Source organism: Pseudomonas sp. GM102, from assembly GCF_000282555.1.
In the GTDB taxonomy this organism is placed as follows: domain Bacteria; phylum Pseudomonadota; class Gammaproteobacteria; order Pseudomonadales; family Pseudomonadaceae; genus Aquipseudomonas.
This window is the reverse complement of sequence record NZ_AKJB01000062.1, coordinates 22,113-44,178: the sequence shown is the minus strand read 5'-3', so window position 1 is coordinate 44,178 and position 22,066 is coordinate 22,113. Positions and strand designations below refer to the sequence as shown.

Here is a 22,066-nt window from a genome sequence, read left to right as displayed (position 1 = left end):
ATGCTGAGCAAAAAGATTCGCAACATCCTGATGTTCGGTTGCATCGCAGCGATTTTTGCAGCGGTCGGCTACTGGAACATCAGCCCGGAACGCTTTCTCGACAAACCGGTGGTGAAGGTCGATGAAAGCGCGATCGACTATTACGCCGTCAACGCCCACAGCGTGCAGTTCCTGCCCGACGGCAAACTGCAATACGAAATGACGTCGGACAAGGTGGAACACCTGAAAGCGACCGAAGTGACGTTGCTGACCAATCCTGACCTGAATATGTTCCGTGGCACCGAATTCCCCTGGCACGTCCAGAGCGAGCGCGGCGAAGTCAATCCGGACGGCACTCAGGTCGAGCTGATCGATTCGGTGCGTATCACCCGTTTCGACGAAAAAAACCGTAAAACCCTGATTACCACCACCCGTATGACCGTGTTCCCGCAGCAGCAATATGCGCAGACCGATCAACCCGTTAGAATCGACGGCGCTGGCGGTGTATCGACAGGCAACGGAATGAAAGCGTACTTGAAAGAAAGCAGGATACACCTGCTATCGAACGTAAGAGGACAGTATGAGGCTCGTTAAAACTCTCCCTATTTTGCTCAGTCTGGGCGCAGCACTGGGAAGCGTGAGCGCCTGGGCTCTGCCGAACGATCAAGAGCAGCCTATCCGCATTCAGGCCGACGATGCCCAACTGGACGACAAGAATGGCGTTGCCACCTATAAAGGTGATGTGATCATCACCCAGGGCTCGATGAAGGTCACCGGTAATACCGTGACCATCACCCGCACCCCGACCGGCGACATCGACGTGGTGACTTCGGTGGGCAACCTCGCCTACTTCGAGCAACTGCAAACGGCGGGCGACACCAAGCCGGTTCAGGGCTACGGCGTAACTATCCAGTACCACGCCTCGCAAAACCGCGTCGTGCTGATCGATCGCGCTAAAGTCATCGATAAGGACAACAACGTCACCCAAGGCGAGAAAATCGTCTACGACACGGTGAAAAAACTTGCGAGTGCCGGTCGCGCCACGGGTAACAAGGTCACCGAGGCACGTCCTCGCATCGACATGGTGATCCAGCCGAAGAAGAAAACCGACGAGCAAAAGGCCCAGTAATGGCAACTCTGAAAGCTCAGCATCTGGCCAAGAGCTACAAGAGCCGTCAGGTCGTGCGCGATGTCAGCCTGTCCATCGACAGCGGTCAGATCGTCGGCCTGCTTGGCCCTAACGGCGCCGGTAAAACCACCTGCTTCTACATGATTGTCGGCTTGGTACAGGCCGATCAGGGTCGCGTACTGATCGACGACCTGGATGTCAGCCACCAGCCGATGCACGGTCGTGCGAAGGCAGGTATCGGTTATCTTCCGCAAGAAGCGTCGATCTTCCGCAAACTGTCGGTGGCCGACAACATCATGGCCATCCTCGAGACACGCAAGGAACTCGACAAGGCCGGCCGCCGCAAAGAGCTGGAAAGCCTGCTGCAGGAATTTCACATCCACCACATCCGCGACAACCTCGGCATGAGCCTGTCCGGTGGTGAACGCCGCCGCGTGGAAATCGCCCGGGCACTGGCCACCAATCCGAAATTCATCCTCCTCGACGAACCCTTCGCCGGTGTGGACCCGATTTCGGTGGGCGACATCAAGCAGATCATTCATCACCTCAAGGCCAAAGGCATTGGTGTGCTGATCACGGACCACAACGTCCGCGAAACCCTGGATATCTGCGAAACCGCCTACATCGTCAACGATGGCCAACTGATCGCTGAAGGTGACTCCGCCACAATCCTGGCCAATGAACTGGTCAAGGAAGTGTATCTGGGTCATGAGTTCCGCCTGTAAGCACTGAGGGGCCCGGGTCGCCGAGAGCGCGCGCACGTCAATAAAAAATCAATAAGTTTTTATTGTTACAGCGCTCTAGGCAAACACTTCAGTTTCAGGCATATAATTTGCTTATGTTTGGCGCTTCGGCGCCCTGTAGTGGATGGCGCATGTGCGCCGGCGAATAAGGTGTTAAGCCCCTGCCATGAAACCATCGCTAGTCTTGAGAATGGGCCAGCAGCTGACGATGACACCGCAGCTGCAACAGGCCATCCGCCTGCTCCAATTGTCGACCCTGGACCTGCAACAGGAAATCCAGGAGGCCCTGGAGTCCAATCCGATGCTCGAACGCCAGGAAGAAGGCGACGACTTCGATAACGCCGACCCCTTGGCCGATAGCGCCGAACAGAAACCCAACGCCGACATTCAGGAACCCTCCTACCAGGAAACCGCCCCAACGGTGGATAACCTTGAGGAAGGCGACTGGAACGAGCGCATTCCCAACGAACTGCCCGTCGACACGGCCTGGGAAGATGTCTACCAGACCAGCGCCAGCAGCCTGCCGAGCAACGATGACGACGAGTGGGATTTCACCACCCGCACATCGGTCGGCGAAAGCCTGCAAAGCCATTTGCTCTGGCAACTGAACCTGGCACCGATGTCCGACACCGATCGCCTGATCGCCGTGACCCTGATCGACTGCATCAATAATCAGGGCTACCTGGACGAAACCCTCGAGGAAATCCTCGAAGCCTTCGACCCGGAACTGGACATCGAACTAGACGAAATCGAAGCCGTCCTGCACCGCATCCAGCAATTCGAACCCGCTGGCATCGGCGCCCGCAACCTCGGTGAATGCCTGCTGCTGCAACTGCGCCAGCTGCCCGCCAAGACCCCTTGGCTGGCCGAGGCCAAGCGCCTGGTCACCGATTACATCGACTTGCTCGGCAGCCGCGACTACAGCCAGTTGATGCGCCGCATGAAGCTCAAGGAAGATGAACTGCGTCAGGTCATCGAATTGGTCCAGAGCCTCAACCCGCGCCCAGGCTCACAAATCGAGTCCACCGAAGCCGAATACGTCGTTCCCGATGTGATCGTGCGCAAGGACAACGAGCGCTGGCTGGTGGAGCTGAATCAGGAATCGGTGCCACGCCTGCGGGTCAACGCCCAATACGCCGGTTTCGTGCGCCGCGCCGATACCAGCGCTGACAACACCTTCATGCGTAATCAGCTGCAGGAAGCTCGCTGGTTCATCAAGAGCCTGCAAAGCCGCAATGAAACCCTGATGAAAGTCGCCACCCAGATCGTCGAGCACCAACGCGGCTTTCTGGAATATGGTGACGAAGCCATGAAGCCGTTGGTGCTGCACGACATCGCCGAAGCGGTAGGCATGCATGAATCGACGATTTCACGGGTGACCACGCAAAAATTCATGCATACCCCACGGGGCATCTATGAACTGAAATACTTTTTTTCCAGCCACGTCAGCACCTCAGAAGGCGGTGAATGCTCGTCCACGGCGATCCGCGCGATCATCAAAAAACTGGTTGCCGCGGAAAATCAGAAAAAGCCGTTGAGTGACAGCAAGATCGCTGGTTTACTGGAGGCACAAGGCATTCAGGTAGCCCGTCGCACCGTCGCCAAGTACCGCGAATCCCTGGGGATCGCGCCTTCCAGCGAACGGAAGCGGTTGATGTAGCCGCCGGGCTCGCCACAGCGTTCCAGTGGCAGGCATTTCTGCCTGCCGCTTTATGCACTGGCAACGAAGGAGAAGCTGTATGCAAGTCAACATCAGTGGACACCAACTGGAAGTGACCGAACCCCTGCGCACCTACATCGGCGAAAAACTCGACCGATTAGAGAGGCATTTCGACAAGATCACCAATGTGCAAGTCACGATGAACGTCGAAAAACTGCTGCAGAAGATCGAAGCCACGCTGCATATTCCCGGCGGAGAAGTGGTCGCCAATGCCGAGCATACGGACATGTATGCCGCCATCGACCTGCTGACCGACAAGCTGGATCGCCAACTTAAAAAGCATAAGGAAAAGACCCAGAGCCTCCTCCAGGGCGCGACCGGTCGTTAACACTCCCAATCCATGATCCGACTAGAAACCATCCTGACCCCCGGCCGTTCCCAAGTGAACGCGCCGGGTGGCAGTAAAAAGAAAGCCCTCGAGCAAATTGCCAACCTTATCCACCGCGAAGTACCGGATCTGGAAATGCAGGACGTCTTCGAGGCCCTGATTGCCCGTGAGAAACTCGGTTCTACCGGTTTCGGCAACGGCATCGCCATCCCCCACTGCCGGCTCAAAGGCTGCACCTCGCCAATCAGTGCGTTGCTGCACCTGGAAGCCCCTATCGATTTCGACGCCATTGACGGCGCCCCGGTTGACCTGCTGTTTGTGCTGCTGGTCCCGGAAGCCGCCACCGATGCACACCTGGAATTGCTCCGCCAGATCGCCAGCATGCTGGATCGCAAGGAGGTGCGTGAAAAACTGCGCAGCGCCCCGAGCAACGAAGCGTTGTATCAGGTTGTCCTGGACGAGCAGAACGGTCACTAATCATGCGCCTGATCATCGTCAGCGGCCGCTCCGGCTCAGGTAAAAGTACCGCCCTCGATGTTCTCGAGGACAACGGCTACTACTGCATCGACAACCTGCCTGCGGGCTTGCTGCCGGAACTGGCCGAACGCGCGCTGATTCACACCGAACTGGCACAACCGCTGGTGGCCGTGTCCATCGATGCGCGCAACCTGCCAAGCCACCTGTCACGGTTCCCCGAATTGCTGGAAGAGGTCCGCGGCCGGCATATCCAGTGCGATGTGCTGTACCTGGACGCTGACGAAGAAACCTTGCTCAAACGCTTTTCGGAAACTCGCCGTCGTCACCCGCTGAGCAGCGCCAATCGCTCATTGGCGGAGGCGATACAGGACGAAACCAATCTGCTGGGGCCTATTGCCGATCTGGCCGACCTCAAGGTCAATACCACCAATCTGAACCTGTATCAGCTACGCGATACCATCAAGCTGCGCCTACTGAATCAACCGGAACCGGGCACTGCGTTCCTGGTGGAATCTTTCGGGTTCAAGCGGGGCATGCCGGTGGACGCCGATCTGGTATTCGACGTGCGCTGTCTGCCCAACCCTTACTGGAAGCCGGAGCTACGGGCACAGTCCGGGCTCGATCAACCGGTGGCCGAGTACCTGGCGGCACAGCCTGACGTCGAAGAGATGTTCCAGGACATTTCCTCGTACCTGCTCAAATGGCTGCCCCGCTTTGCCGCCAGCAACCGCGCCTATGTCACCATTGCCATTGGCTGCACCGGCGGGCATCACCGCTCTGTCTACCTGACCGAACGTCTGGGTCAGGTCCTGCAAAAAACCCTGAAGAACGTCCAGGTTCGCCACCGCGACCTCAGCTAAAGGATTCACATCGCGATGCCTGCTCTGGAAATCGAAATCATCAACAAGCTGGGCCTGCATGCCCGCGCGTCTGCAAAATTCGTTGGGGTCGCCGGTGAGTTCAAGGATTGCACGATCCGGGTAGGGCGCACGCCGGAATCCACGGTCGATGGCAAAAGCATTATGGCAATGATGATGCTCGCTGCAGGCAAGGGCACCAAAATCTATATCAATACCGAAGGCGAAGATGAGCAAAAAGCGCTGGATGCGCTGACAGACTTGATCAACCGTTACTTCGACGAAGGCGAATAAAAGTCAAAAGATCGCAGCCTCGTTTCACTCGACAGCTCCTACTGTATGCCAATCCTTGTAGGAGCTGCCGAGTGAAACGAGGCTGCGATCTTTTGATCCTGTTTTTCAAGCCAACGCGGTATCCATCACCATCATCAGACAAAACCCGATCAGCAGCCCAAGGCTGGCCAGTTTGTCGTGACCATGGCGGCGCGATTCGGGGATGACTTCATGAGTCACCACCAGCAGCATCGCACCGGCCGCCAGTGCCAGCCCCAACGGCAACAACAGTTCGGCCAGGCTCACCAGCCAGGCGCACAACAATGCGAAGACCGGCTCAACCACCCCTGAGGCAGCACCGATCAGGAACGCCTTGACCCGCGACATCCCTGCCCCGGCCAACACCAACGCAATCACCAGCCCTTCCGGCACATCCTGCAAGGCGATACCCATGGCCAGGCTGTCGGCGTCAGGCATGCCACCCCCGGCCGAGACGCCGACCGCCATGCCTTCGGGGATGTTGTGGGCGATGATGGCGAACACAAACAACCAGATCCGCGGTGCAATCACCGATCGCTCCAGTGTCCCCACGAGCATTTCAGGTGTAGCGTCGGACACCTTGCGATCCACCAGAAACAACCCGAATGCACCCAGCATGATGCCAAAGCTGATCAGGCCACTGGCCGCCCAAGGCGTCAGCCCAAGGTTTTCAGCCGCGGCAATGCCCGGCACGATCAACGAAAATGCCGTCGCCGCGAGCATCACCCCGGCTCCGAAACCCAGCAGCGTATCGCTGACTGCCTGGGGCATCCGCCGAATCACTAACACCGGCACTGCGCCCAAAGCTGTGCCCAAGGCGCAAATCGCCCCGCCTTGCAGGGCACGCTGCAGTTTCGGTTCGAGGTCCAGCCAGCTCAGCCCTTGAGCAGCCAATAACGTCATACCCGCCAGCAGTAACAGCGATCCCAGTGCGTAACGAAACATCCGTCCATTTCCGACCGCCAGTGTTTCAGTGCCCATAGTCAGCCCTGGATTGTTTTATAGAGACTTAGGGGGCGTTCTCAACTAGTTCCCCCTCCGCGCAGGGGAAACTAGTTGAGAACGCCCCCTAAACCAGCGCAGCCTGATAACGCGCGGCGACTTCGGGCCAATTGATCACGTTGTAGAACGCGTTGATGTATTCCGGACGGCGGTTCTGATAGCGCAGGTAGTACGCGTGCTCCCAGACGTCCAGACCGAGAATCGGCGTATTGCCGTTCATCAATGGGCTGTCCTGGTTGCCGCTGCTTTCAACGATCAAGGTCTTTTGCGGAGTCACGCTCAACCAGGCCCAACCGCTGCCGAAACGAGTCAGCGCAGCTTTGGTGAAGGCTTCCTTGAAGCTGTCGAGACCGCCCAGTTGTTCGTCGATCGCCTTGGCCAACGCACCGTCAGGCTGACCACCGCCGCTGGGTGCCATGACTTCCCAGAACAACGAATGGTTGGCATGCCCGCCCCCCTGATTGATCACCGCCGCACGGAGCTTTTCCGGCAATTGCTGGACCGCCGCCACCAGTTTTTCCACGGGCCATTCGGCAAATTCAGTGCCTTCGACCGCGGCGTTGAGGTTGTTGATGTAGGTCTGGTGGTGTTTGGTGTAGTGGATTTCCATAGTCTGCGCATCGATGTGCGGTTCCAGGGCGTCATAGGCGTACGGCAAGGCAGGCAAGGTAAAAGCCATTTCAATGAACTCCATGTTGTAAGGGCGCAGGCTGATGCACGGGCGGCGTCTCGCGATGTAGCAAACGCTGGGTGCGCGGATACTCGCCGTGATCGCTGATGAAATTCAGCAGTTCGACATAGGTTTTGCTGCTCTGGCGCAGCGCGGCTTCACGCAAAGCCGGCGCCAGTCGCGGGTCCTGCATGGTCTGCAACAGTCGTTGATGGATCGCGCACAAATACTCGGCGCTCTCCTCCGGCTGGTTCAGACGCAAGTGCAGGTCCGCCAGGTTATGGTGGGAAATCACGCAAGCCGCCACCGCTTCGTCGGCATCGGCCCAGCGCTCGAACAACACCTGAGCCAGGGCCAATGCCTGCAAGTAAGCCTCGCGGGCATCGACCAGCTCGCCCAGCATGAAACAGCGATTTGCTCTTTCGATCGTGCGTTTCCAGTGCTCCATGGTGAGCCTCCAAAGCGGTAACAGTGATTACACGCCGCCTGCGGTGAGCTTCTCTGGGTTGAGCAATTCTTCCAGTTGGCTGCGCGTCAAGTCGGTGTGTTCCAGGGCGACATCGATCACCGGCCGGCCCTGCTGATAAGCCTTTTTGGCAATCTCAGCGGCTTTTTGGTAACCAATGATCGGGTTGAGTGCAGTGACCAAAATCGGATTGCGCGACAGCGCTTCCTTGAGTCGGGCCTCGTTGACCTTGAAGCTGGCAATAGCCTTGTCGCCCAGCAGTCGGCTGGCGTTGGCCAGCAACTCGATACTGCTCAGCAGGTTCTGGGCGATGATCGGCAGCATGACGTTCAGCTCGAAATTGCCCGACTGACCGGCGACGGTGATCACCGTGTCGTTGCCAATTACCTGAGCGGCGACCATCGCGGTGGCTTCCGGGATCACCGGATTAACCTTGCCGGGCATGATCGACGAGCCGGGCTGCAAGGCTTCGAGTTCGATTTCACCGAGCCCGGCCAATGGGCCGGAATTCATCCAGCGCAGGTCGTTGGCGATTTTCATCAAGGAAACCGCTGTGGCCTTGAGCTGCCCTGAAACGCTGACCGCCGTGTCCTGCGAGCCGATCAGCGCAAACAGGTCCTTACCCGGCGTGAACTGCACCTGGGTCAGTTGGCTGAGTTGCTGGCTGAAACGCGCCGCAAACTCTGGATGGGCATTGATCCCGGTACCTACCGCCGTGCCGCCCTGGGCCAGGGATTGCAGGCTTGGCAGCAAATCCTGCAGGTGACCGATATTGGCGTTGAGCTGTTGCGCCCAACCATTGAGCACCTGACTCATGCGCACGGGCATGGCGTCCATCAAATGGGTACGCCCGGTTTTGACGAACGGATGAACCTGCTCGGCCTTGTGCTCAATCACCTGCACCAGATGCACCAGCGCCGGCAGCAATTGCTCATGCAAGCTCAATGCGGCGCTGACATGGATGGTGGTCGGGATGATGTCGTTGCTGCTTTGGCCGCAATTGACGTGATCGTTGGGATTGACCGGTTCGCCCAACAAGCGGCTAGCCAAGGTGGCGATCACTTCGTTGGCGTTCATGTTGGAACTGGTGCCGGATCCGGTCTGGAAGATATCCACCGGGAAGTGCTGCATGAAGTCGCCTTCAAGCAGGCCTTGAGCGGCGTCGACGATCGCCTTGCCCTGGGATTCGCTGATCTGCTTGAGCTCGACGTTGGCTCGGGCGGCTGCGGCCTTGGCCAGAATCAGCGCCCGGATGAACTGCACGGGCATCGGTTTGCCGCTGATCGGAAAGTTATCCACTGCGCGCTGGGTTTGCGCGCCGTACAAAGCATCAATCGGGACATTTAACTCGCCCATGCTGTCGCGTTCGATACGTGTGTTATTCATCAGGAGATCCTTGCACCAGTTCTATGAGAGGAATCGAGGGCAGCAACTCGCAGGTCGCCAATTGCCACGCGTAGCTTTGCCAACGTTTGAGGCGGCATTTGCAGAGTGATTGCCGTTCGAGATCGCGTAGTGGCCGCCAGGCCTGGTCGAGACACAAGCTGCGCCAGTGCCAGGGCAGCGCGACATCGACGGCGGTATCGAGCAGCAAACGGAAAGAGGTTTCAGCGATGGTCCAGGGTGAGGTGGCCGTGCAACACGCCAGATACCGGCCTTCGGCCAGGTAATGTTCAATCAGGCGCGGCTCGTCAGGGTCCATGGCGCAACGGATTTGGCGACTCATCCAGCGCCAGCTTTCGAGGTAAGGCTGCTCGTGCAAGGCAGAACTCATGATCCGGGCTCATTCGGTAATGCGATTTATTATTATATGATAATGAGAACCAAAACAAGCACGGCGAAACACAGAGATCCTTGTGGGAGCGGGCTTGCCCGCGATGACGATAGAAGATTCAACATCGATGTCGACTGAAATGACGCTATCGCGGGCAAGCCCGCTCCCACAGAATCTGTGTTGCGACCAATAAAAAAGGCGCGCCACCCAATGGGGTGGCGCGCCTTTTTGTGCCGCGATCGGAGGCTTAGCTACCCGCCACCGTCATCCGTTCGATCAACACCGACCCGGTGCGAATGTTGCTGCGCAATTCCAGGTCATTACCGACCGCAATGATCTGCTTGAACATGTCGCGCATGTTGCCGGCGATGGTCACTTCCTGGACCGCGAACTGGATTTCGCCGTTCTCGACCCAGTAACCCGCCGCGCCACGGGAGTAATCGCCAGTGACCATGTTCAGGCCCTGCCCCATCAGTTCGGTGACCAGCAGACCACGGCCCATGCGGCGCAGCAAGGCTGCCTGATCTTCGTCGCCGTGGGTGACGAACAGGTTGTGCACGCCGCCGGCGTTGGCGGTGCTCGGCATGCCGAGCTTACGGCCGGAGTAGGTGCCGAGTATGTAGGACACCAACTCGCCCTTCTCCACGAACGGCTTGGCGTAGGTCGCCAGGCCATCGCCGTCGAAGGCCGAACTGCCCAGGGCGCGCATCAGGTGCGGACGCTCATCGATGGTCAGCCATTCCGGGAAAAGCTTCTGCCCCAGGGTGCCTTCGAGGAACGAGGATTTGCGGTACAGACTGCCACCGGAAATCGCCGACAGGAAACTGCCGAACAAGCCACCGGCCAGTTCCGCGGAAAACAGCACCGGCACTTCGCAGGTCGGCACCGGACGCGCGCCCAGACGGCTCGCCGCCCGTTGCGCGGCACGCTGACCGATGCTCTCCGGAGAGGCCAGCAAATTGCCCTGACGGTTCACGTCGTACCAGTAATCGCGCTGCATCTGGCCATCGGCTTCGGCGATCATCACGCAGCTGAGGCTGTGACGAGTCGACGCGTAACCACCGATAAAACCGTGGCTGTTGCCGTAAACCCGGCAGCCCTGGTGAGTGCTGAGGGTGGTGCCGTCGGCATTCTTGATCCGACTGTCGGCGGCAAACGCCGCTGCTTCACAGGCCAGGGCCTGCTCGATCGCTTGCTCCGGGTTGATATTCCATTGGTGGAACAGGTCGAAATCCTGCAGATCCTTGGCCATCAACGCGGCATCCGCCAGGCCCGAGGCTTCGTCTTCGGAGGTGTGCTTGGCAATGGCCAGCGCGGCGGCGACGGTTTCTCGAATCGCTTCCGAACCGCTGGCCGAGGTGCTGGCCGAGCCTTTGCGCTGCCCCACATACAAGGTGATGCCAAAGCCCTGATCGCGATTGAACTCAACGGTTTCGACTTCCCGCTGACGCACCGTGGTCGACAAGCCCTGCTCCAGCGACACGGCCACTTCACAGGCACTGGCGCCCTGGCGCTTGGCTTCAGCGATGATCTGCTCGACTTGTTCTTGCAGTGCCGGCAACGCTTGTGGGCCGACGCTTTCAACTGCACTCATGCTGTTCTCCACTCAAATTCTGCTTTCGGCTGGGGCCTTCGAGCGACCGGGCCGGACAAGCGGCCCCCGACTGGTTATCATGGCGGCGTTTCTTTGCGGACGGCCACCATGGTTGATTCTTACGACGACTCCCTCGATACGGGAGAAAAAAGCAAATCCCAGGTTAAACGCGAGCTGCATGCTCTGGTTGACCTTGGCGAGCGCCTTACAACACTCAAGCCTGACTTGCTGGCAAAACTGCCGTTGACCGACGCTATGCGCCGGGCCCTGGCCGATGCGCCCAAGCACACCGCGAATATCGCGCGTAAACGGCACCTTATGTTCATCGGCAAACTGATGCGCGATCAGGACACTGACGCCATTCTGACTCTGCTCGATCAACTGGATGCCTCCACTCGGCAGTACAACGAACGTTTCCATGGCCTGGAACGCTGGCGCGATCGCTTGATCGCGGGCGACGATGCAGTCCTGGAGAAGTTCGTGCTCGACTACCCGGAAGCTGATCGTCAGCAATTGCGCTCCCTGATCCGTCAGGCCCAGCACGAACTGGCGACCAATAAGCCACCGGCCTCGAGCCGTAAAATCTTCAAGTACATCCGTGAGCTGGACGAGACTCAACGCGGTTTGCGTTAAAGCTCGAATCGGGTGGGTTGCCTCGCAACTCACCCGAAGCTCCATCCCTTATGATCCTGTGCCACCCACAGTGATCGCATCGATTTTCAGCGTTGGCTGGCCGACACCCACCGGCACCGACTGCCCATCCTTGCCACACGTCCCCACACCGCTGTCCAGCGCCAGATCGTTACCGACCATCGACACCTTGCTCATGGCTTCCGGCCCGTTGCCGATCAACGTCGCACCTTTGACCGGGGCAGTAATCTTGCCGTCTTCGATCAGGTACGCCTCGCTGGTGGAGAACACAAACTTACCGCTGGTGATGTCCACCTGACCGCCGCCGAGGTTGGCGCAGTAGATGCCGCGCTTCACCGAGGCGATGATTTCCGCCGGATCGCTTTCGCCCGCCAGCATGTAGGTGTTGGTCATGCGCGGCATTGGCAGGTGCGCGTAGGATTCGCGACGACCGTTACCGGTGCGGGCCACGCCCATCAGGCGCGCATTAAGCTTGTCCTGCATATAACCTTTGAGCACACCGTTTTCGATCAGCGTGGTGCACTCGGTCGGGGTGCCTTCGTCGTCGACGCTCAGCGAACCACGGCGCCCGGCGAGGGTGCCGTCATCGACGATGGTGCAGAGCTTCGATGCAACCATCTCGCCCATGCGCCCGCTGTAGGCCGAACTGCCCTTGCGGTTGAAGTCGCCTTCCAGGCCATGACCGACAGCTTCGTGCAGCAACACGCCGGACCAGCCGGAACCCAACACCACCGGCAACGTACCAGCCGGGGCCGGGATCGCTTCCAGATTCACCAGCGCCTGACGCAACGCTTCGCGGGCATAGCCCATGGCGCGGTCGTCGCTGAGGAAATAGCGGTAATCGGTACGACCGCCACCGCCATGACCGCCACGCTCACGACGGCCATTCTGCTCGACGATCACGCTGACGTTGAAACGCACGAGCGGCCGCACATCCGCCGCCAGCCCACCGTCGGTGGAAGCAATCAAAATCCGTTCCCAGACCCCGGCCATGCTCACGGTGACTTGCTGGATACGCGGGTCGAGGGCACGGGTTGCCACATCGATACGCTTGAGCAACTCTACTTTCTCGGCACGGGTCATCACTTCCAGCGGGTTGTCCGGCCCGTACAATTGGGCGACATCCTGGGTGGTGAATGCCTGCACAGTGCCGTTCTGCCCGGCCCGGGAGATCGAACGGGCCGCACGGGCAGCCGCGCCCAATGCTTCGAGGGTGATCGCATTGCTGTAGGCGAAACCGGTTTTTTCACCCGATTGTGCCCGCACGCCGACACCCTGGTCGAGGTTAAAGCTGCCTTCCTTGACGATCCCGTCTTCCAGTGCCCAAGACTCGGAAATCTGCCCCTGGAAATACAGGTCGGCGGCATCGATGCCCGGGCCGGCCAGATCGCCGAGCACACCTTGCAGGCTCTCGATCGTTACGCCGCCGGGCGCCAGGAGGTGTTCACTGACGGAGGACAACAACTCGCTCATATGCTTTACGCCTTAAATTCGTCGTTCTGATGCAGGTCGCTGGGCGCCCTGCGAGAAAAAGCGCCGGTGAGTGGACACCGGCATCCGCGCCCTGATGGACGCCTGTTCGCTGCTGTCGCGTTGGGCCAGCAGCACGGCCTCGCCTTGATCCTGTTGCGCCAGCACACGTCCCCATGGGTCGACAATGGCGGCGTGACCAAAGGTTTCTCGTGGCCCCGGATGCGTCCCACCCTGGGCGGCCGCGAGCACATAACACTGAGTCTCGATAGCCCGCGCGCGAATCAGCACGTCCCAATGGGCCGCGCCGGTCACCGCGGTAAAGGCCGACGGTGCAGTAATCAACTCCGCGCCGGCCGCACGCAATTCGCTGTACAGCTCCGGGAAACGCAGGTCGTAACAAACCGTCAGCCCGACCCGGCCCACCGGTGTGTCGGCAACCACCACACCACTGCCATAAGCATAGTCATCGGATTCGCGATAACGCCCGCGATTGTCCGCCACGTCCACGTCGAACAGGTGCAGCTTGTCGTACCGCGCCACAGTCTCGCCCTGATCATCCACCAGCAACGAGCATGCATGCACTTTGGCCGTCGGTTGGTCCACCGGCGGCAACGGCAATGTGCCGGCCACTATCCATAACTTGAGGTCGCGGGCGGTCTGTTTCAACCACGGCAGGATCGGGCCTTCGCCCAAGGCTTCGGCGCGGCCGATGTCGGCAATGTCGCGACGGCCCATGGCAGCGAAGTTTTCCGGCAGCACGGCTAGCCGCGCGCCACTGGTCGCCGCCTGCTCGAGCAGACGACGAGCCTGGACCAGATTGGCCAGCACGTCGCTCTGGCTGACCATTTGAATCACCGCTACAGACATGGCCATTTCCTTACTCAAAACAACACATGACCTGTAGGAGCGAGCGGTGCGGCGGTCCGACTTGCCCGCGAAGGCGTCTTTCCTGACGCACAGCGGTGCGTCGGTTCGCGGGCAAGCCTCGCTCCTACAGGGATTAGCGTCGGTGCATTCGAACGTACGGACATGCTACTCCATAGGCTCAAAGAGTTCTTTTTCAAAAGAATTCAAAAAGGCTTGTCGAAGGTGATTTTCGGTTCTTTCCATGGGCCTTTGACGGTGTATTTGACGCTGGCATAGCGCGCCACGCGGTCACCGATCAGCTTGTCGATCAGGAACAGCGCCCCGCCGACGGCCGGTGCACCGACGATCAGCGCGGCAATCGGCAGATTGTTGGTCACCGGTAAAGTCACCAACAACTTGGCATCGATCTGATCACCCACCAGGTCCAGCGTGCCATTGAGCTCCACATTGCTCGACGGCCCGGTCAGCAGAATGGGTTCACGGGTCACGTAGACGCCGTTACTGGCAACCAGCAAGCCTTTGACCCGGTCATAGCTCAAGCCTTTGCCGAACAGGTCGGAAAAGTCCAGGCGCAAGCGGCGGCCAATGGAGTTGAAGTTGAGCAGGCCAAATACCCGCAGCGCCTGAGCCCCGCCCTCGACTTCAATGAACTGACCTTTATTCAGCGACGCATCAAGGCTGCCGGAGAAGCGTTTGGTCGCCAGCCACGCCGGTGAGCCAGGCCAGCGACCGTCGACGTCCATGTGAAACTCTTCGCTGGTGACGCTCGGTGCAAAACCCCAACCCTTGAGCACGTCGGCAAGGTTCTTGCCACTGACTCGGCCCTTGTACCAACTGCTGGAGTTACCCGGCACGCCTTCCCAGCCACCGCTGCCGCGCAAGAGAATGCCCTTGAGGCCCAGATCAAGGGCATTGAAGGCGACGCCCTTGGCGGTCGGCCGGACTTTCAAATGCCAGGCGCCCACCAGATCCTGCCCCTGAAACAGCTGATTGATGGTGACATCCAGCGCCGGGATCTTCGTCGGGTCCACGGTGGCCAGCGGGTCCGGCGAATTCTCGTCAGCCAGCGCGGTAGGGTCTCGTGCCGGCAAACGTACATATTGCAGATTGACCGCAATCGGTGCGGCTTTCGCATCGGCAATTCCCACGCTGCCCTTGGCCTGCTGACTGTCGAGTTGCAAGGCCCACGCGGTCGGTTTACGCGTCAACTGCACCGACGCCTGATCGAGGGTGGTGCCGAAACCAGTGAGTTTTCCAACCTTCAAATCCGCGCCACTGAGCAACTGTTTGGCACTGCCGCCAGGATCCTGGCCAGCGTATTTGGTCAGCAGATCCTGCCAAGGGGCGACATCCAGCTCGGACAGTACCCCACGCACGCGCAAGCCTTTGGCGCCGGGCAACACGGCACTGCCGCCACCGAGAAACAACTCGCCGCGACCGTCGGTGAAATTGCCGGCCGGTGCCGCAAACGTGAAATTCGCCAGTTCACCATAGGTGGCCCAGTAACGCCGCTCCGGCCCTTGCAGGGTCATGCGGAACACGGTGTCGCGCCCGACATCGGCCGCCATGCCGAACGGTGCTGGCAAATCCACCGCCACGCCTTTGAGATTGGAGCTGACCATCAATTGACTGTCGGCGCCATCAAGGTTCAGTTGCAGCTGATAAGGGATCGTCCCCGTTACCGGCAATGGCTGAGTGACATTCAGCCATTCAGTCAGTTTTTTGACCTCGACCTCACTCGTCGCCGCGACCCGAGTGTTGAGCTTACCCGGGCTGCCTTCAGCGAATATCTGTGCGGTCACCGGCTTGTCGAAGGCGCGCGCCGTAATCTTTTGCCCGCTCAGCCCCTTGGTGCTGTCGAAACGAAAATCACCCTTGAGTTGTGTCAGTTCCAGGGTGGGCTCACTGAGCTTCAAACGGGCCTTGGCTGTCTTGAAGTCGACGAGGATTTTCGGCTGCTCGCCTTTGACCAGCGGGATATCGAGTTTGAGCTTGCCTTGCAGATCGCCCTCGCCTTCCCAGCCAGCGAACGTCTCGGCGGTGCCGATTGGCGCTTGCTGCAAAATCTTCAGGCCATCGCCCAACCCCCCAGCGAACGCGCCATCGAGGAACAAATGAGTGCTCTGCCCGGCAGGCACACGGGGAATATTGACGTAGACGTCACGGACCTGAGTGTCGAGCAATTGGCCCTCGCTCGCGAGTATCCGCACGCCGTTGTCTTCGATGAACACATCGCCGCTGACCTTGCTGACATGCGGCCAGCCAGGCTGGAATGCCAACTCGGCATCGTGGACCTTGAAAAACAGGCTGATGCTGCGAGCGGTTTCGGCGGCGCCGTGGTTCAGCGAACCTTGATACTGGAAGAAGCCTTCATCCACCGCGCCTTTGAGAATCGCGGTGCGCAGCCATTCGTCCAACCCCGGGCTGAGAACCGTCGGCAGGTACTTGGCGGTGTAGCGACCGTCGCCGTCGACCAGGCCGACCCGCAGGTCCATGTAATCTTCCTGAGTGTGATCGAAATGCAGGCGGATCAGGAAGTCGCCGGCAATCTTGCCCTCTTCGCCCAGCACCTTCAGGTACGGTGCGATCAGGGTGAAAGCTTCTTTGTCGAGTTTCCAGGTCAACCGGGCGTTGGCCTGAATGTATTGCCATGGCTTGGCGAAAATCGGGTCCAGATGCAGGGAGAAATCCTTGCTGTCCATGCGCAGCTCGCCCTGCCCGAGGTCGCCGCTGATGCTGCCGCTGACATTTCGCACCGCTGGTGCACCGCGATAAGCGTCGAAGCCGACTTTTTCCAGGTTGGCGGCAAAGCTGAATTTAGTGTCATCGGTAGCGGCTGGGCGAAAGTCGATCAGCACATTGCGCAAGACTCCGGTGACCTTGAGCCGCTCGACCGCCGTGGCTATCCCTTCGGGCAGTGGTCCCAATGCGTTCAGCAGCGGAGTGAGCGGTGTGAGATCGAGACGGTTGGCTTGCAGATGCAAGAGCTCTGGCGCCTTGTCTGTCGCGGCAGTTTGTTGAAATTGCAGTTTCGATTCCCAGCGGGTGTCACCCAGGTTCATGGCCAGGGAATCCAGGGTCACCAGAACGCCTGTGGAACTGCGCTGGAAATACCCGTTCAGCGCCAGATTATTGATCTGGATCGGCTTGCGTTCGGCATAGGCGCCCTTGAGTTGCGGCGCGTTCAAACGAATCGCGGCGCGTTGCACGGTGCCCTTGCTCCAGTTAATCCAGAACTCGCCACCAGCCTTGATCTCGGAAAAATTCCATTGCTGGGTCAGGCGCTCGGGCAACCATTTCGACCAATCGCTTTGCGGCAGGCTCAGGTAAGCGTCCGCTTCGCCGTCCTTCCATTGGGTTGCACGCAAACGGGTGCGCAGGCTCACCGCCACCGGCTGGCCGTCGGGCAGGGTCAGACGGGCATCGAGCCGCTGGCGGGATGGACCGGTTTTCAGATTCAGGCCAACGTAGGTCAGGGTCAGCGGCGACTCCCCCAACGGCTGCAAGGTGATCTGGCTGTCGAGCACCGACAGTTGTTGGACCATCTGCATGCGATTGAGCAGTTGTTCCGGGTCCAGCGGCTGGTCCTGCTGCACCGGCAAACCTTCCAGCGCCCAATGACCGTCCTCACCTTCCTTGAGGCTGATCTTCAGGCCGTTGAGTTCCAGATGTGCGATGCGCACTTCGCGCGCCAGCAGGCTGGCCCAGAGATCCGGCACCGCGCGCACCTGATCCAGGCGCAAGGCATTGGAACCCGCGCCAACCATCACGTCATGGGCCAAAAGAACCGGGGCGAAACCGCTCCAGTTGCCTTCCAGCTTGCCGATCTGCAGGGGCATGCCCAAGGCATCGCTGGCTTTGTCTTCGACGTCGGCACGGTACTCGGCCACCAGCGGCGTCAGCTCTCGGCCGAGGCTGACGAACAGCGCCATCAGCACCAAAACCAACGCGCACAGGCCCAGGCCCCAGCGGGTCAGTGCGGCCAAAATGCGTGTCAGACGGTCCATGTCAGTTGGCTCCCATGGCAAAAATACTGCAAAAAGCTGAGGCCAGCCGTTCTAGTGAAGATGAAACACAACGATTCAGAGCAACACCACGTCGTATTGTTCCTGGGAATACATGGTTTCCACCTGGAACCGAATGGTGCGTCCGATAAAGCCTTCGAGCTCGGCGACGTTGCCTGACTCTTCATCGAGCAAGCGGTCGACCACTTTCTGATTCGCCAGCACCCGATAGCCTTCAGCCTGATAGGCCCGAGCCTCACGCAGGATTTCGCGGAAGATCTCGTAGCACACGGTTTCCGGAGTCTTGAGTTTGCCGCGACCCTGGCAGCTGCTGCACGGTTCGCACAGCACTTGCTCAAGACTTTCGCGGGTGCGCTTGCGGGTCATCTGCACCAGGCCCAACTCGGTAATGCCGATGATGTTGGTCTTGGCGTGATCGCGTTCCAGTTGCTTCTCGAGCGTGCGCAACACCTGACGCTGATGTTCTTCATCTTCCATGTCGATGAAGTCGATGATGATGATCCCGCCCAGGTTACGCAGGCGCAACTGACGGGCAATGGCGGTGGCGGCTTCGAGGTTGGTCTTGAAGATGGTTTCTTCGAGGTTGCGATGACCGACAAAAGCCCCGGTATTGACGTCGATGGTGCTCATGGCTTCCGCCGGATCAACCACCAGATAGCCGCCGGACTTGAGCGGCACTTTGCGTTCCAGGGCTTTCTGGATTTCGTCTTCGACACCGTACAGGTCGAAGATCGGCCGTTCGCCGGGGTAATGCTCCAGACGGTCGGCGATTTCCGGCATCAGTTCAGCGACGAACTGCGTGGTTTTCTGGAAGGTCTCCCGGGAGTCGATGCGGATCTTTTCGATCTTCGGGCTCACCAGGTCACGCAAGGTCCGCAACGCCAGGCCGAGATCTTCGTAAATCACGCTCGGCGCGTTGATGGTCTTGATCTGTTCGTTGATCTGGTCCCAGAGCCTGCGCAGGTAGCGGATGTCCATGAGGATTTCATCGGCCCCGGCCCCTTCGGCAGCGGTACGCAGAATAAAACCGCCGGCTTCCTTGATGCCTTCTTTGGCCACGCAGTCGGTGACCACTTGCTTGAGGCGTTCGCGCTCGGCTTCGTCCTCGATCTTCAGGGAAATGCCGACGTGGGCGGTGCGCGGCATGTACACCAGATAGCGCGACGGAATCGACAGTTGTGTCGTCAGGCGTGCGCCTTTGGAGCCGATCGGGTCCTTGGTGACTTGTACCACCAGGCTCTGACCTTCATGAACAAGCGCGCTGATGCTCTCCACCGCAGGGCCTTCGCGCAGGGAAATTTCCGAGGCATGAATGAACGCGGCGCGGTCCAGTCCGATATCGACGAAGGCTGCCTGCATGCCCGGCAATACCCGCACGACCTTGCCTTTATAGATGTTGCCGACGATCCCGCGCTTTTGCGTGCGCTCGACATGGACCTCTTGCAGGACACCGTTTTCGACCACCGCCACACGCGATTCCATCGGCGTGATGTTGATCAGGATCTCTTCACTCATGGCAGGGTCTCGTTCAGGCATGTTCACGATAATGGCCGCATCTTGTCAGTACGACGCTCAGCGCGCGTTAAGGGTTTGCCAACAGGGTATGCCGAAATGGCCGAGTAATTCTGCGGTTTCGCACAGCGGCAATCCGACCACCGCCGAGTAGCTGCCATTGAGCCCGGCGACGAACACCGCGCCCAACCCTTGAATCCCATAGCCGCCGGCCTTGTCCCGGGGTTCGCCGCTGGCCCAGTAGGCCGCCGCTTCGTCGCGGTCGATGTTGCGAAAACGCACCAGGCTACGCACCACCATAGACTCGCAGCGCGAGCCATCGCGCACCGCAATCGCGGTCAGCACTTCATGTTCACACCCGGACAGCAGCATAAGCATGGCGCATGCGTCGGCTTCGTCCACCGGCTTGCCGAGAATTTTCCCGTCCAGCACCACGGCGGTGTCGGCACCCAGTACGCAGAAATCCGCATCGGACACGATCGTCTCGTGCCCGGCCTCGGCCTTGCCGCGCGCCAGACGCTCGACATAGGCCGATGGGGACTCTTCAGATAAAGGGGTTTCATCGATGTCCGCGCTGATGACGGAGAACGACACGCCGATCTGCGTGAGCAGTTCACGCCGACGTGGCGAGCCTGAGGCGAGGTACAGCTGTTTCATCGAGACATCTCCCTGTCTAGTGCCCTGTCTCACAAATACTGTTCCTTTTTGTCGAGACAGGGCACCGGTGCGAGCACATGCCTGACCGAATTAATTGATTTTGTAGCGTCGACGCAAACCGCGCAAACCGTAGCTGATCCAGGGCCAGAGCAACGCGCTGACCAGTGCCGGCAACACCAGCGCCAGGGTCGGCTGGCGATTGCCGGTCAGGGCGCTCAGCCACAACTGAACCAGTTGGGCGAGGCCGAAGATCACCAGGATCACCAGGCTCTGTTGCCACATCGGGAACATGCGCAGGCGCTGTTGCAATGACAGCACCAGGAACGTAATGAGTGTGAGGATCAACGCGTTCTGACCCAGCAACGTGCCATACAGCACGTCTTCGGCCAGCCCCAGGCACCAGGCGGTCACCATGCCGACTTTCTGCGGCAGGGCCAACGCCCAAAAGGCCAACAGCAAGGCCAGCCAAAGAGGACGCAGGATTTCCATGAATTGCGGCAGCGGCGAGACGCTGAGCAGCATGCCGATGGCGAAGGTCAACCAGACCATCCAGCCATTTCGGGATGAAGTAGTACCGCCCATTATTCTCTTCCCCCAGTGGTGGCCGGCGCGGAGACAGGCGGTTTGGCAGCAGGCTTCACGGCAGCAGGTTGGGCCACCGGTGGTTTGGCGGCGGGTGACGACGCGGGTGGCTTGCTGACAGCATGGGCAGCGGCAGGTTTTACCGGGGTCGCGGCAGCAGGTGCAGCAGGTACAGCCGCCGGAGCAGCGACAGCCGCCGGTATCACCGATACGGCCGGTTTCGGCACGGTCGCTGGAATGATCGGCCCACCGCCGTGCTGGTCCAGAGCTTCCTGAGCCTGGGCGGCTTCGTTGGCACGCTCCTCGGCTGTGCGACCGTCAGTGAACACCAACAACAGATAACGACTGCGGTTCAACGCCGCAGTCGGCACCGCACGGACGATGGCAAATGGCTGACCGGAATCGTGGATCACTTCCCTGACCGTCGCCACCGGGTAACCCGCCGGGAAACGCTGGCCCAGGCCGGAGCTGACCAGCAGATCGCCTTCTTTAATGTCGGCGGTATCGGCCACGTGACGCAGCTCAAGGCGTTCCGGGTTACCGGTGCCGCTGGCAATCGCCCGCAGACCGTTTCGGTTCACCTGCACCGGAATGCTGTGAGTGGTGTCAGTCAGCAACAGTACGCGGGAGGTATACGGCATCAACTCCACCACCTGCCCCATCAGGCCGCGGGCATCGAGTACCGGCTGACCAAGGACCACACCGTCGCGCTCACCTTTATTGATGATGATGCGATGGGTAAAGGGGTTCGGGTCCATGCCGATCAACTCGGCCACTTCGACCTTTTCGTTGACCAGCGCGGAAGAGTTGAGCAACTCGCGCAGCCGAACGTTCTGCTCGGTGAGGGCGGCCAGCTTTTGCATGCGGCCCTGCAACAGCAGGTTTTCGGTTTTGAGTTTTTCGTTTTCGGCGACCAGTTCGGTCCGGCTGCCAAATTGGCTGGCCACACCCTGCCATAGCCGCTGCGGCAGGTCGGTGATCCAGTAAGACTGCATCAGCACCAGCGACATTTGGCTACGCACTGGCTTGAGCAGTGTGAAGCGGGCATCGACCACCATCAGCGCGACCGATAGCACGGCCAGCACCAACAAGCGCACGCCCAGTGAGGGGCCTTTGGTGAAAAGCGGTTTAATAAGCCGCTCCTCCCAGGCAAATGTTCTCTTTATTCATACGGCATCAAACCGGCCTGGATGCAGACTGACAGAAGATAAACGCCAACAGGCAGCACTGCAAAGTGCTGCCTGCGCG

Annotated in this window: 22 protein-coding genes; 9 read left to right on the top strand and 13 right to left on the bottom strand. The window is 59.6% G+C overall.

Features of this window, described 5'->3' with window-relative positions; genetic code table 11:
- The 8 genes from lptC to PMI18_RS13565 all read left to right on the top strand — a co-directional run bounded on the left by lptC (position 1) and on the right by PMI18_RS13565 (position 5,527).
- Positions 1-573 carry an LPS export ABC transporter periplasmic protein LptC gene (lptC, locus tag PMI18_RS13530; protein WP_007901543.1) on the top strand — a complete coding sequence of 191 codons (573 nt, stop codon included), beginning with the start codon at positions 1-3 and terminating at the stop codon, positions 571-573.
- Positions 560-1,108, top strand: coding sequence for a lipopolysaccharide transport periplasmic protein LptA (gene lptA, locus PMI18_RS13535; RefSeq protein ID WP_007901540.1), 549 nt, complete (start codon positions 560-562; stop codon positions 1,106-1,108). The genes lptC and lptA overlap by 14 nt, the downstream gene beginning before the upstream one ends.
- A complete protein-coding gene (gene lptB, locus PMI18_RS13540) occupies positions 1,108-1,833 on the top strand; it encodes an LPS export ABC transporter ATP-binding protein (protein ID WP_007901537.1) in 726 nt (241 codons plus the stop codon). The genes lptA and lptB overlap by 1 nt, the downstream gene beginning before the upstream one ends.
- 184 nt (positions 1,834-2,017) lie before the next feature.
- A complete protein-coding gene (locus PMI18_RS13545; RefSeq protein ID WP_032835202.1) occupies positions 2,018-3,511 on the top strand; it encodes an RNA polymerase factor sigma-54 in 1,494 nt (497 codons plus the stop codon).
- A gap of 79 nt (positions 3,512-3,590) precedes the next feature.
- Positions 3,591-3,899 (top strand): ribosome hibernation-promoting factor, HPF/YfiA family, encoded by a 309-nt coding sequence (hpf, locus tag PMI18_RS13550; protein ID WP_003178005.1) that lies wholly within the window; start codon positions 3,591-3,593, stop codon positions 3,897-3,899.
- Positions 3,900-3,911: 12 nt separating this feature from the next.
- Positions 3,912-4,376: a PTS IIA-like nitrogen regulatory protein PtsN gene (gene ptsN, locus PMI18_RS13555; RefSeq protein WP_007901530.1), complete on the top strand. Its 465-nt coding sequence runs from the start codon at positions 3,912-3,914 to the stop codon at positions 4,374-4,376.
- A 2-nt stretch (positions 4,377-4,378) separates the two neighbouring features.
- Entirely contained in the window at positions 4,379-5,236 is an 858-nt protein-coding gene (gene rapZ / locus PMI18_RS13560; protein ID WP_007901528.1) for an RNase adapter RapZ, read from the top strand.
- A gap of 15 nt (positions 5,237-5,251) precedes the next feature.
- Entirely contained in the window at positions 5,252-5,527 is a 276-nt protein-coding gene (locus PMI18_RS13565; RefSeq protein WP_007901526.1) for an HPr family phosphocarrier protein, read from the top strand.
- Positions 5,528-5,632: 105 nt separating this feature from the next.
- On the opposite strand, the gene PMI18_RS13570 is transcribed toward PMI18_RS13565, so the two are convergent.
- From PMI18_RS13570 to pmbA, 6 genes are all read right to left on the bottom strand, one after another.
- The gene (locus tag PMI18_RS13570; protein ID WP_007901520.1) at positions 5,633-6,526 is read right to left on the bottom strand and encodes a ZIP family metal transporter; all 894 of its coding nucleotides are present in this window, start codon (positions 6,524-6,526) and stop codon (positions 5,633-5,635) included.
- Between the two features lie 88 nt (positions 6,527-6,614).
- Positions 6,615-7,226, bottom strand: a complete 612-nt coding sequence (locus PMI18_RS13575; protein ID WP_007901518.1) for a superoxide dismutase — start codon at positions 7,224-7,226, stop codon at positions 6,615-6,617.
- Position 7,227: 1 nt separating this feature from the next.
- Positions 7,228-7,665 carry a hypothetical protein gene (locus PMI18_RS13580; protein ID WP_007901516.1) on the bottom strand — a complete coding sequence of 146 codons (438 nt, stop codon included), beginning with the start codon at positions 7,663-7,665 and terminating at the stop codon, positions 7,228-7,230.
- A gap of 27 nt (positions 7,666-7,692) precedes the next feature.
- The gene (locus PMI18_RS13585) at positions 7,693-9,069 is read right to left on the bottom strand and encodes a class II fumarate hydratase (protein ID WP_007901508.1); all 1,377 of its coding nucleotides are present in this window, start codon (positions 9,067-9,069) and stop codon (positions 7,693-7,695) included.
- On the bottom strand, positions 9,062-9,457 hold the full coding sequence (locus PMI18_RS13590; protein WP_007901507.1) for a hypothetical protein: 396 nt from the start codon (positions 9,455-9,457) through the stop codon (positions 9,062-9,064). Before PMI18_RS13590 ends, PMI18_RS13585 begins: the two co-directional genes overlap by 8 nt.
- A 247-nt stretch (positions 9,458-9,704) precedes the next feature.
- Positions 9,705-11,051, bottom strand: coding sequence for a metalloprotease PmbA (gene pmbA / locus PMI18_RS13595; RefSeq protein ID WP_007901506.1), 1,347 nt, complete (start codon positions 11,049-11,051; stop codon positions 9,705-9,707).
- A 108-nt stretch (positions 11,052-11,159) separates the two neighbouring features.
- On the opposite strand from pmbA, the gene yjgA reads away from it, so the two are divergent.
- Positions 11,160-11,684, top strand: coding sequence for a ribosome biogenesis factor YjgA (gene yjgA / locus PMI18_RS13600; protein WP_007901505.1), 525 nt, complete (start codon positions 11,160-11,162; stop codon positions 11,682-11,684).
- A 48-nt stretch (positions 11,685-11,732) separates the two neighbouring features.
- Here yjgA and tldD read toward each other — a convergent pair whose 3' ends face one another.
- The 7 genes from tldD to mreC all read right to left on the bottom strand — a co-directional run bounded on the left by tldD (position 11,733) and on the right by mreC (position 21,951).
- Positions 11,733-13,175, bottom strand: a complete 1,443-nt coding sequence (gene tldD, locus PMI18_RS13605; protein WP_007901504.1) for a metalloprotease TldD — start codon at positions 13,173-13,175, stop codon at positions 11,733-11,735.
- 12 nt (positions 13,176-13,187) lie between these two features.
- Positions 13,188-14,042 carry a carbon-nitrogen hydrolase family protein gene (locus PMI18_RS13610; RefSeq protein ID WP_007901501.1) on the bottom strand — a complete coding sequence of 285 codons (855 nt, stop codon included), beginning with the start codon at positions 14,040-14,042 and terminating at the stop codon, positions 13,188-13,190.
- Between the two features lie 203 nt (positions 14,043-14,245).
- Positions 14,246-18,049: a YhdP family protein gene (locus PMI18_RS13615; RefSeq protein WP_007901499.1), complete on the bottom strand. Its 3,804-nt coding sequence runs from the start codon at positions 18,047-18,049 to the stop codon at positions 14,246-14,248.
- 75 nt (positions 18,050-18,124) lie between these two features.
- Entirely contained in the window at positions 18,125-19,582 is a 1,458-nt protein-coding gene (gene rng, locus PMI18_RS13620; RefSeq protein WP_007901490.1) for a ribonuclease G, read from the bottom strand.
- 57 nt (positions 19,583-19,639) lie between these two features.
- A complete protein-coding gene (locus tag PMI18_RS13625) occupies positions 19,640-20,236 on the bottom strand; it encodes a Maf family protein (RefSeq protein WP_007901485.1) in 597 nt (198 codons plus the stop codon).
- 90 nt (positions 20,237-20,326) lie between these two features.
- Positions 20,327-20,818, bottom strand: a complete 492-nt coding sequence (gene mreD, locus PMI18_RS13630) for a rod shape-determining protein MreD (protein ID WP_007901481.1) — start codon at positions 20,816-20,818, stop codon at positions 20,327-20,329.
- The gene (gene mreC, locus PMI18_RS13635) at positions 20,818-21,951 is read right to left on the bottom strand and encodes a rod shape-determining protein MreC (RefSeq protein WP_081499859.1); all 1,134 of its coding nucleotides are present in this window, start codon (positions 21,949-21,951) and stop codon (positions 20,818-20,820) included. The genes mreD and mreC overlap by 1 nt, the downstream gene beginning before the upstream one ends.
- Positions 21,952-22,066 lie beyond the last annotated feature (115 nt).

What these genes read in the sequence shown, in the direction of transcription:
- lptC (WP_007901543.1), top strand. Translation starts at nt 1, where the DNA reads ATGCTGAGCAAAAAGATTCGCAACATCCTGATGTTCGGTTGCATCGCA.
- lptA (WP_007901540.1), top strand. Translation starts at nt 560, where the DNA reads ATGAGGCTCGTTAAAACTCTCCCTATTTTGCTCAGTCTGGGCGCAGCA.
- lptB (WP_007901537.1), top strand. Translation starts at nt 1,108, where the DNA reads ATGGCAACTCTGAAAGCTCAGCATCTGGCCAAGAGCTACAAGAGCCGT.
- PMI18_RS13545 (WP_032835202.1), top strand. Translation starts at nt 2,018, where the DNA reads ATGAAACCATCGCTAGTCTTGAGAATGGGCCAGCAGCTGACGATGACA.
- hpf (WP_003178005.1), top strand. Translation starts at nt 3,591, where the DNA reads ATGCAAGTCAACATCAGTGGACACCAACTGGAAGTGACCGAACCCCTG.
- ptsN (WP_007901530.1), top strand. Translation starts at nt 3,912, where the DNA reads ATGATCCGACTAGAAACCATCCTGACCCCCGGCCGTTCCCAAGTGAAC.
- rapZ (WP_007901528.1), top strand. Translation starts at nt 4,379, where the DNA reads ATGCGCCTGATCATCGTCAGCGGCCGCTCCGGCTCAGGTAAAAGTACC.
- PMI18_RS13565 (WP_007901526.1), top strand. Translation starts at nt 5,252, where the DNA reads ATGCCTGCTCTGGAAATCGAAATCATCAACAAGCTGGGCCTGCATGCC.
- PMI18_RS13570 (WP_007901520.1), bottom strand. Translation starts at nt 6,526, where the DNA reads ATGGGCACTGAAACACTGGCGGTCGGAAATGGACGGATGTTTCGTTAC.
- PMI18_RS13575 (WP_007901518.1), bottom strand. Translation starts at nt 7,226, where the DNA reads ATGGCTTTTACCTTGCCTGCCTTGCCGTACGCCTATGACGCCCTGGAA.
- PMI18_RS13580 (WP_007901516.1), bottom strand. Translation starts at nt 7,665, where the DNA reads ATGGAGCACTGGAAACGCACGATCGAAAGAGCAAATCGCTGTTTCATG.
- PMI18_RS13585 (WP_007901508.1), bottom strand. Translation starts at nt 9,069, where the DNA reads ATGAATAACACACGTATCGAACGCGACAGCATGGGCGAGTTAAATGTC.
- PMI18_RS13590 (WP_007901507.1), bottom strand. Translation starts at nt 9,457, where the DNA reads ATGAGTTCTGCCTTGCACGAGCAGCCTTACCTCGAAAGCTGGCGCTGG.
- pmbA (WP_007901506.1), bottom strand. Translation starts at nt 11,051, where the DNA reads ATGAGTGCAGTTGAAAGCGTCGGCCCACAAGCGTTGCCGGCACTGCAA.
- yjgA (WP_007901505.1), top strand. Translation starts at nt 11,160, where the DNA reads ATGGTTGATTCTTACGACGACTCCCTCGATACGGGAGAAAAAAGCAAA.
- tldD (WP_007901504.1), bottom strand. Translation starts at nt 13,175, where the DNA reads ATGAGCGAGTTGTTGTCCTCCGTCAGTGAACACCTCCTGGCGCCCGGC.
- PMI18_RS13610 (WP_007901501.1), bottom strand. Translation starts at nt 14,042, where the DNA reads ATGTCTGTAGCGGTGATTCAAATGGTCAGCCAGAGCGACGTGCTGGCC.
- PMI18_RS13615 (WP_007901499.1), bottom strand. Translation starts at nt 18,049, where the DNA reads ATGGACCGTCTGACACGCATTTTGGCCGCACTGACCCGCTGGGGCCTG.
- rng (WP_007901490.1), bottom strand. Translation starts at nt 19,582, where the DNA reads ATGAGTGAAGAGATCCTGATCAACATCACGCCGATGGAATCGCGTGTG.
- PMI18_RS13625 (WP_007901485.1), bottom strand. Translation starts at nt 20,236, where the DNA reads ATGAAACAGCTGTACCTCGCCTCAGGCTCGCCACGTCGGCGTGAACTG.
- mreD (WP_007901481.1), bottom strand. Translation starts at nt 20,818, where the DNA reads ATGGGCGGTACTACTTCATCCCGAAATGGCTGGATGGTCTGGTTGACC.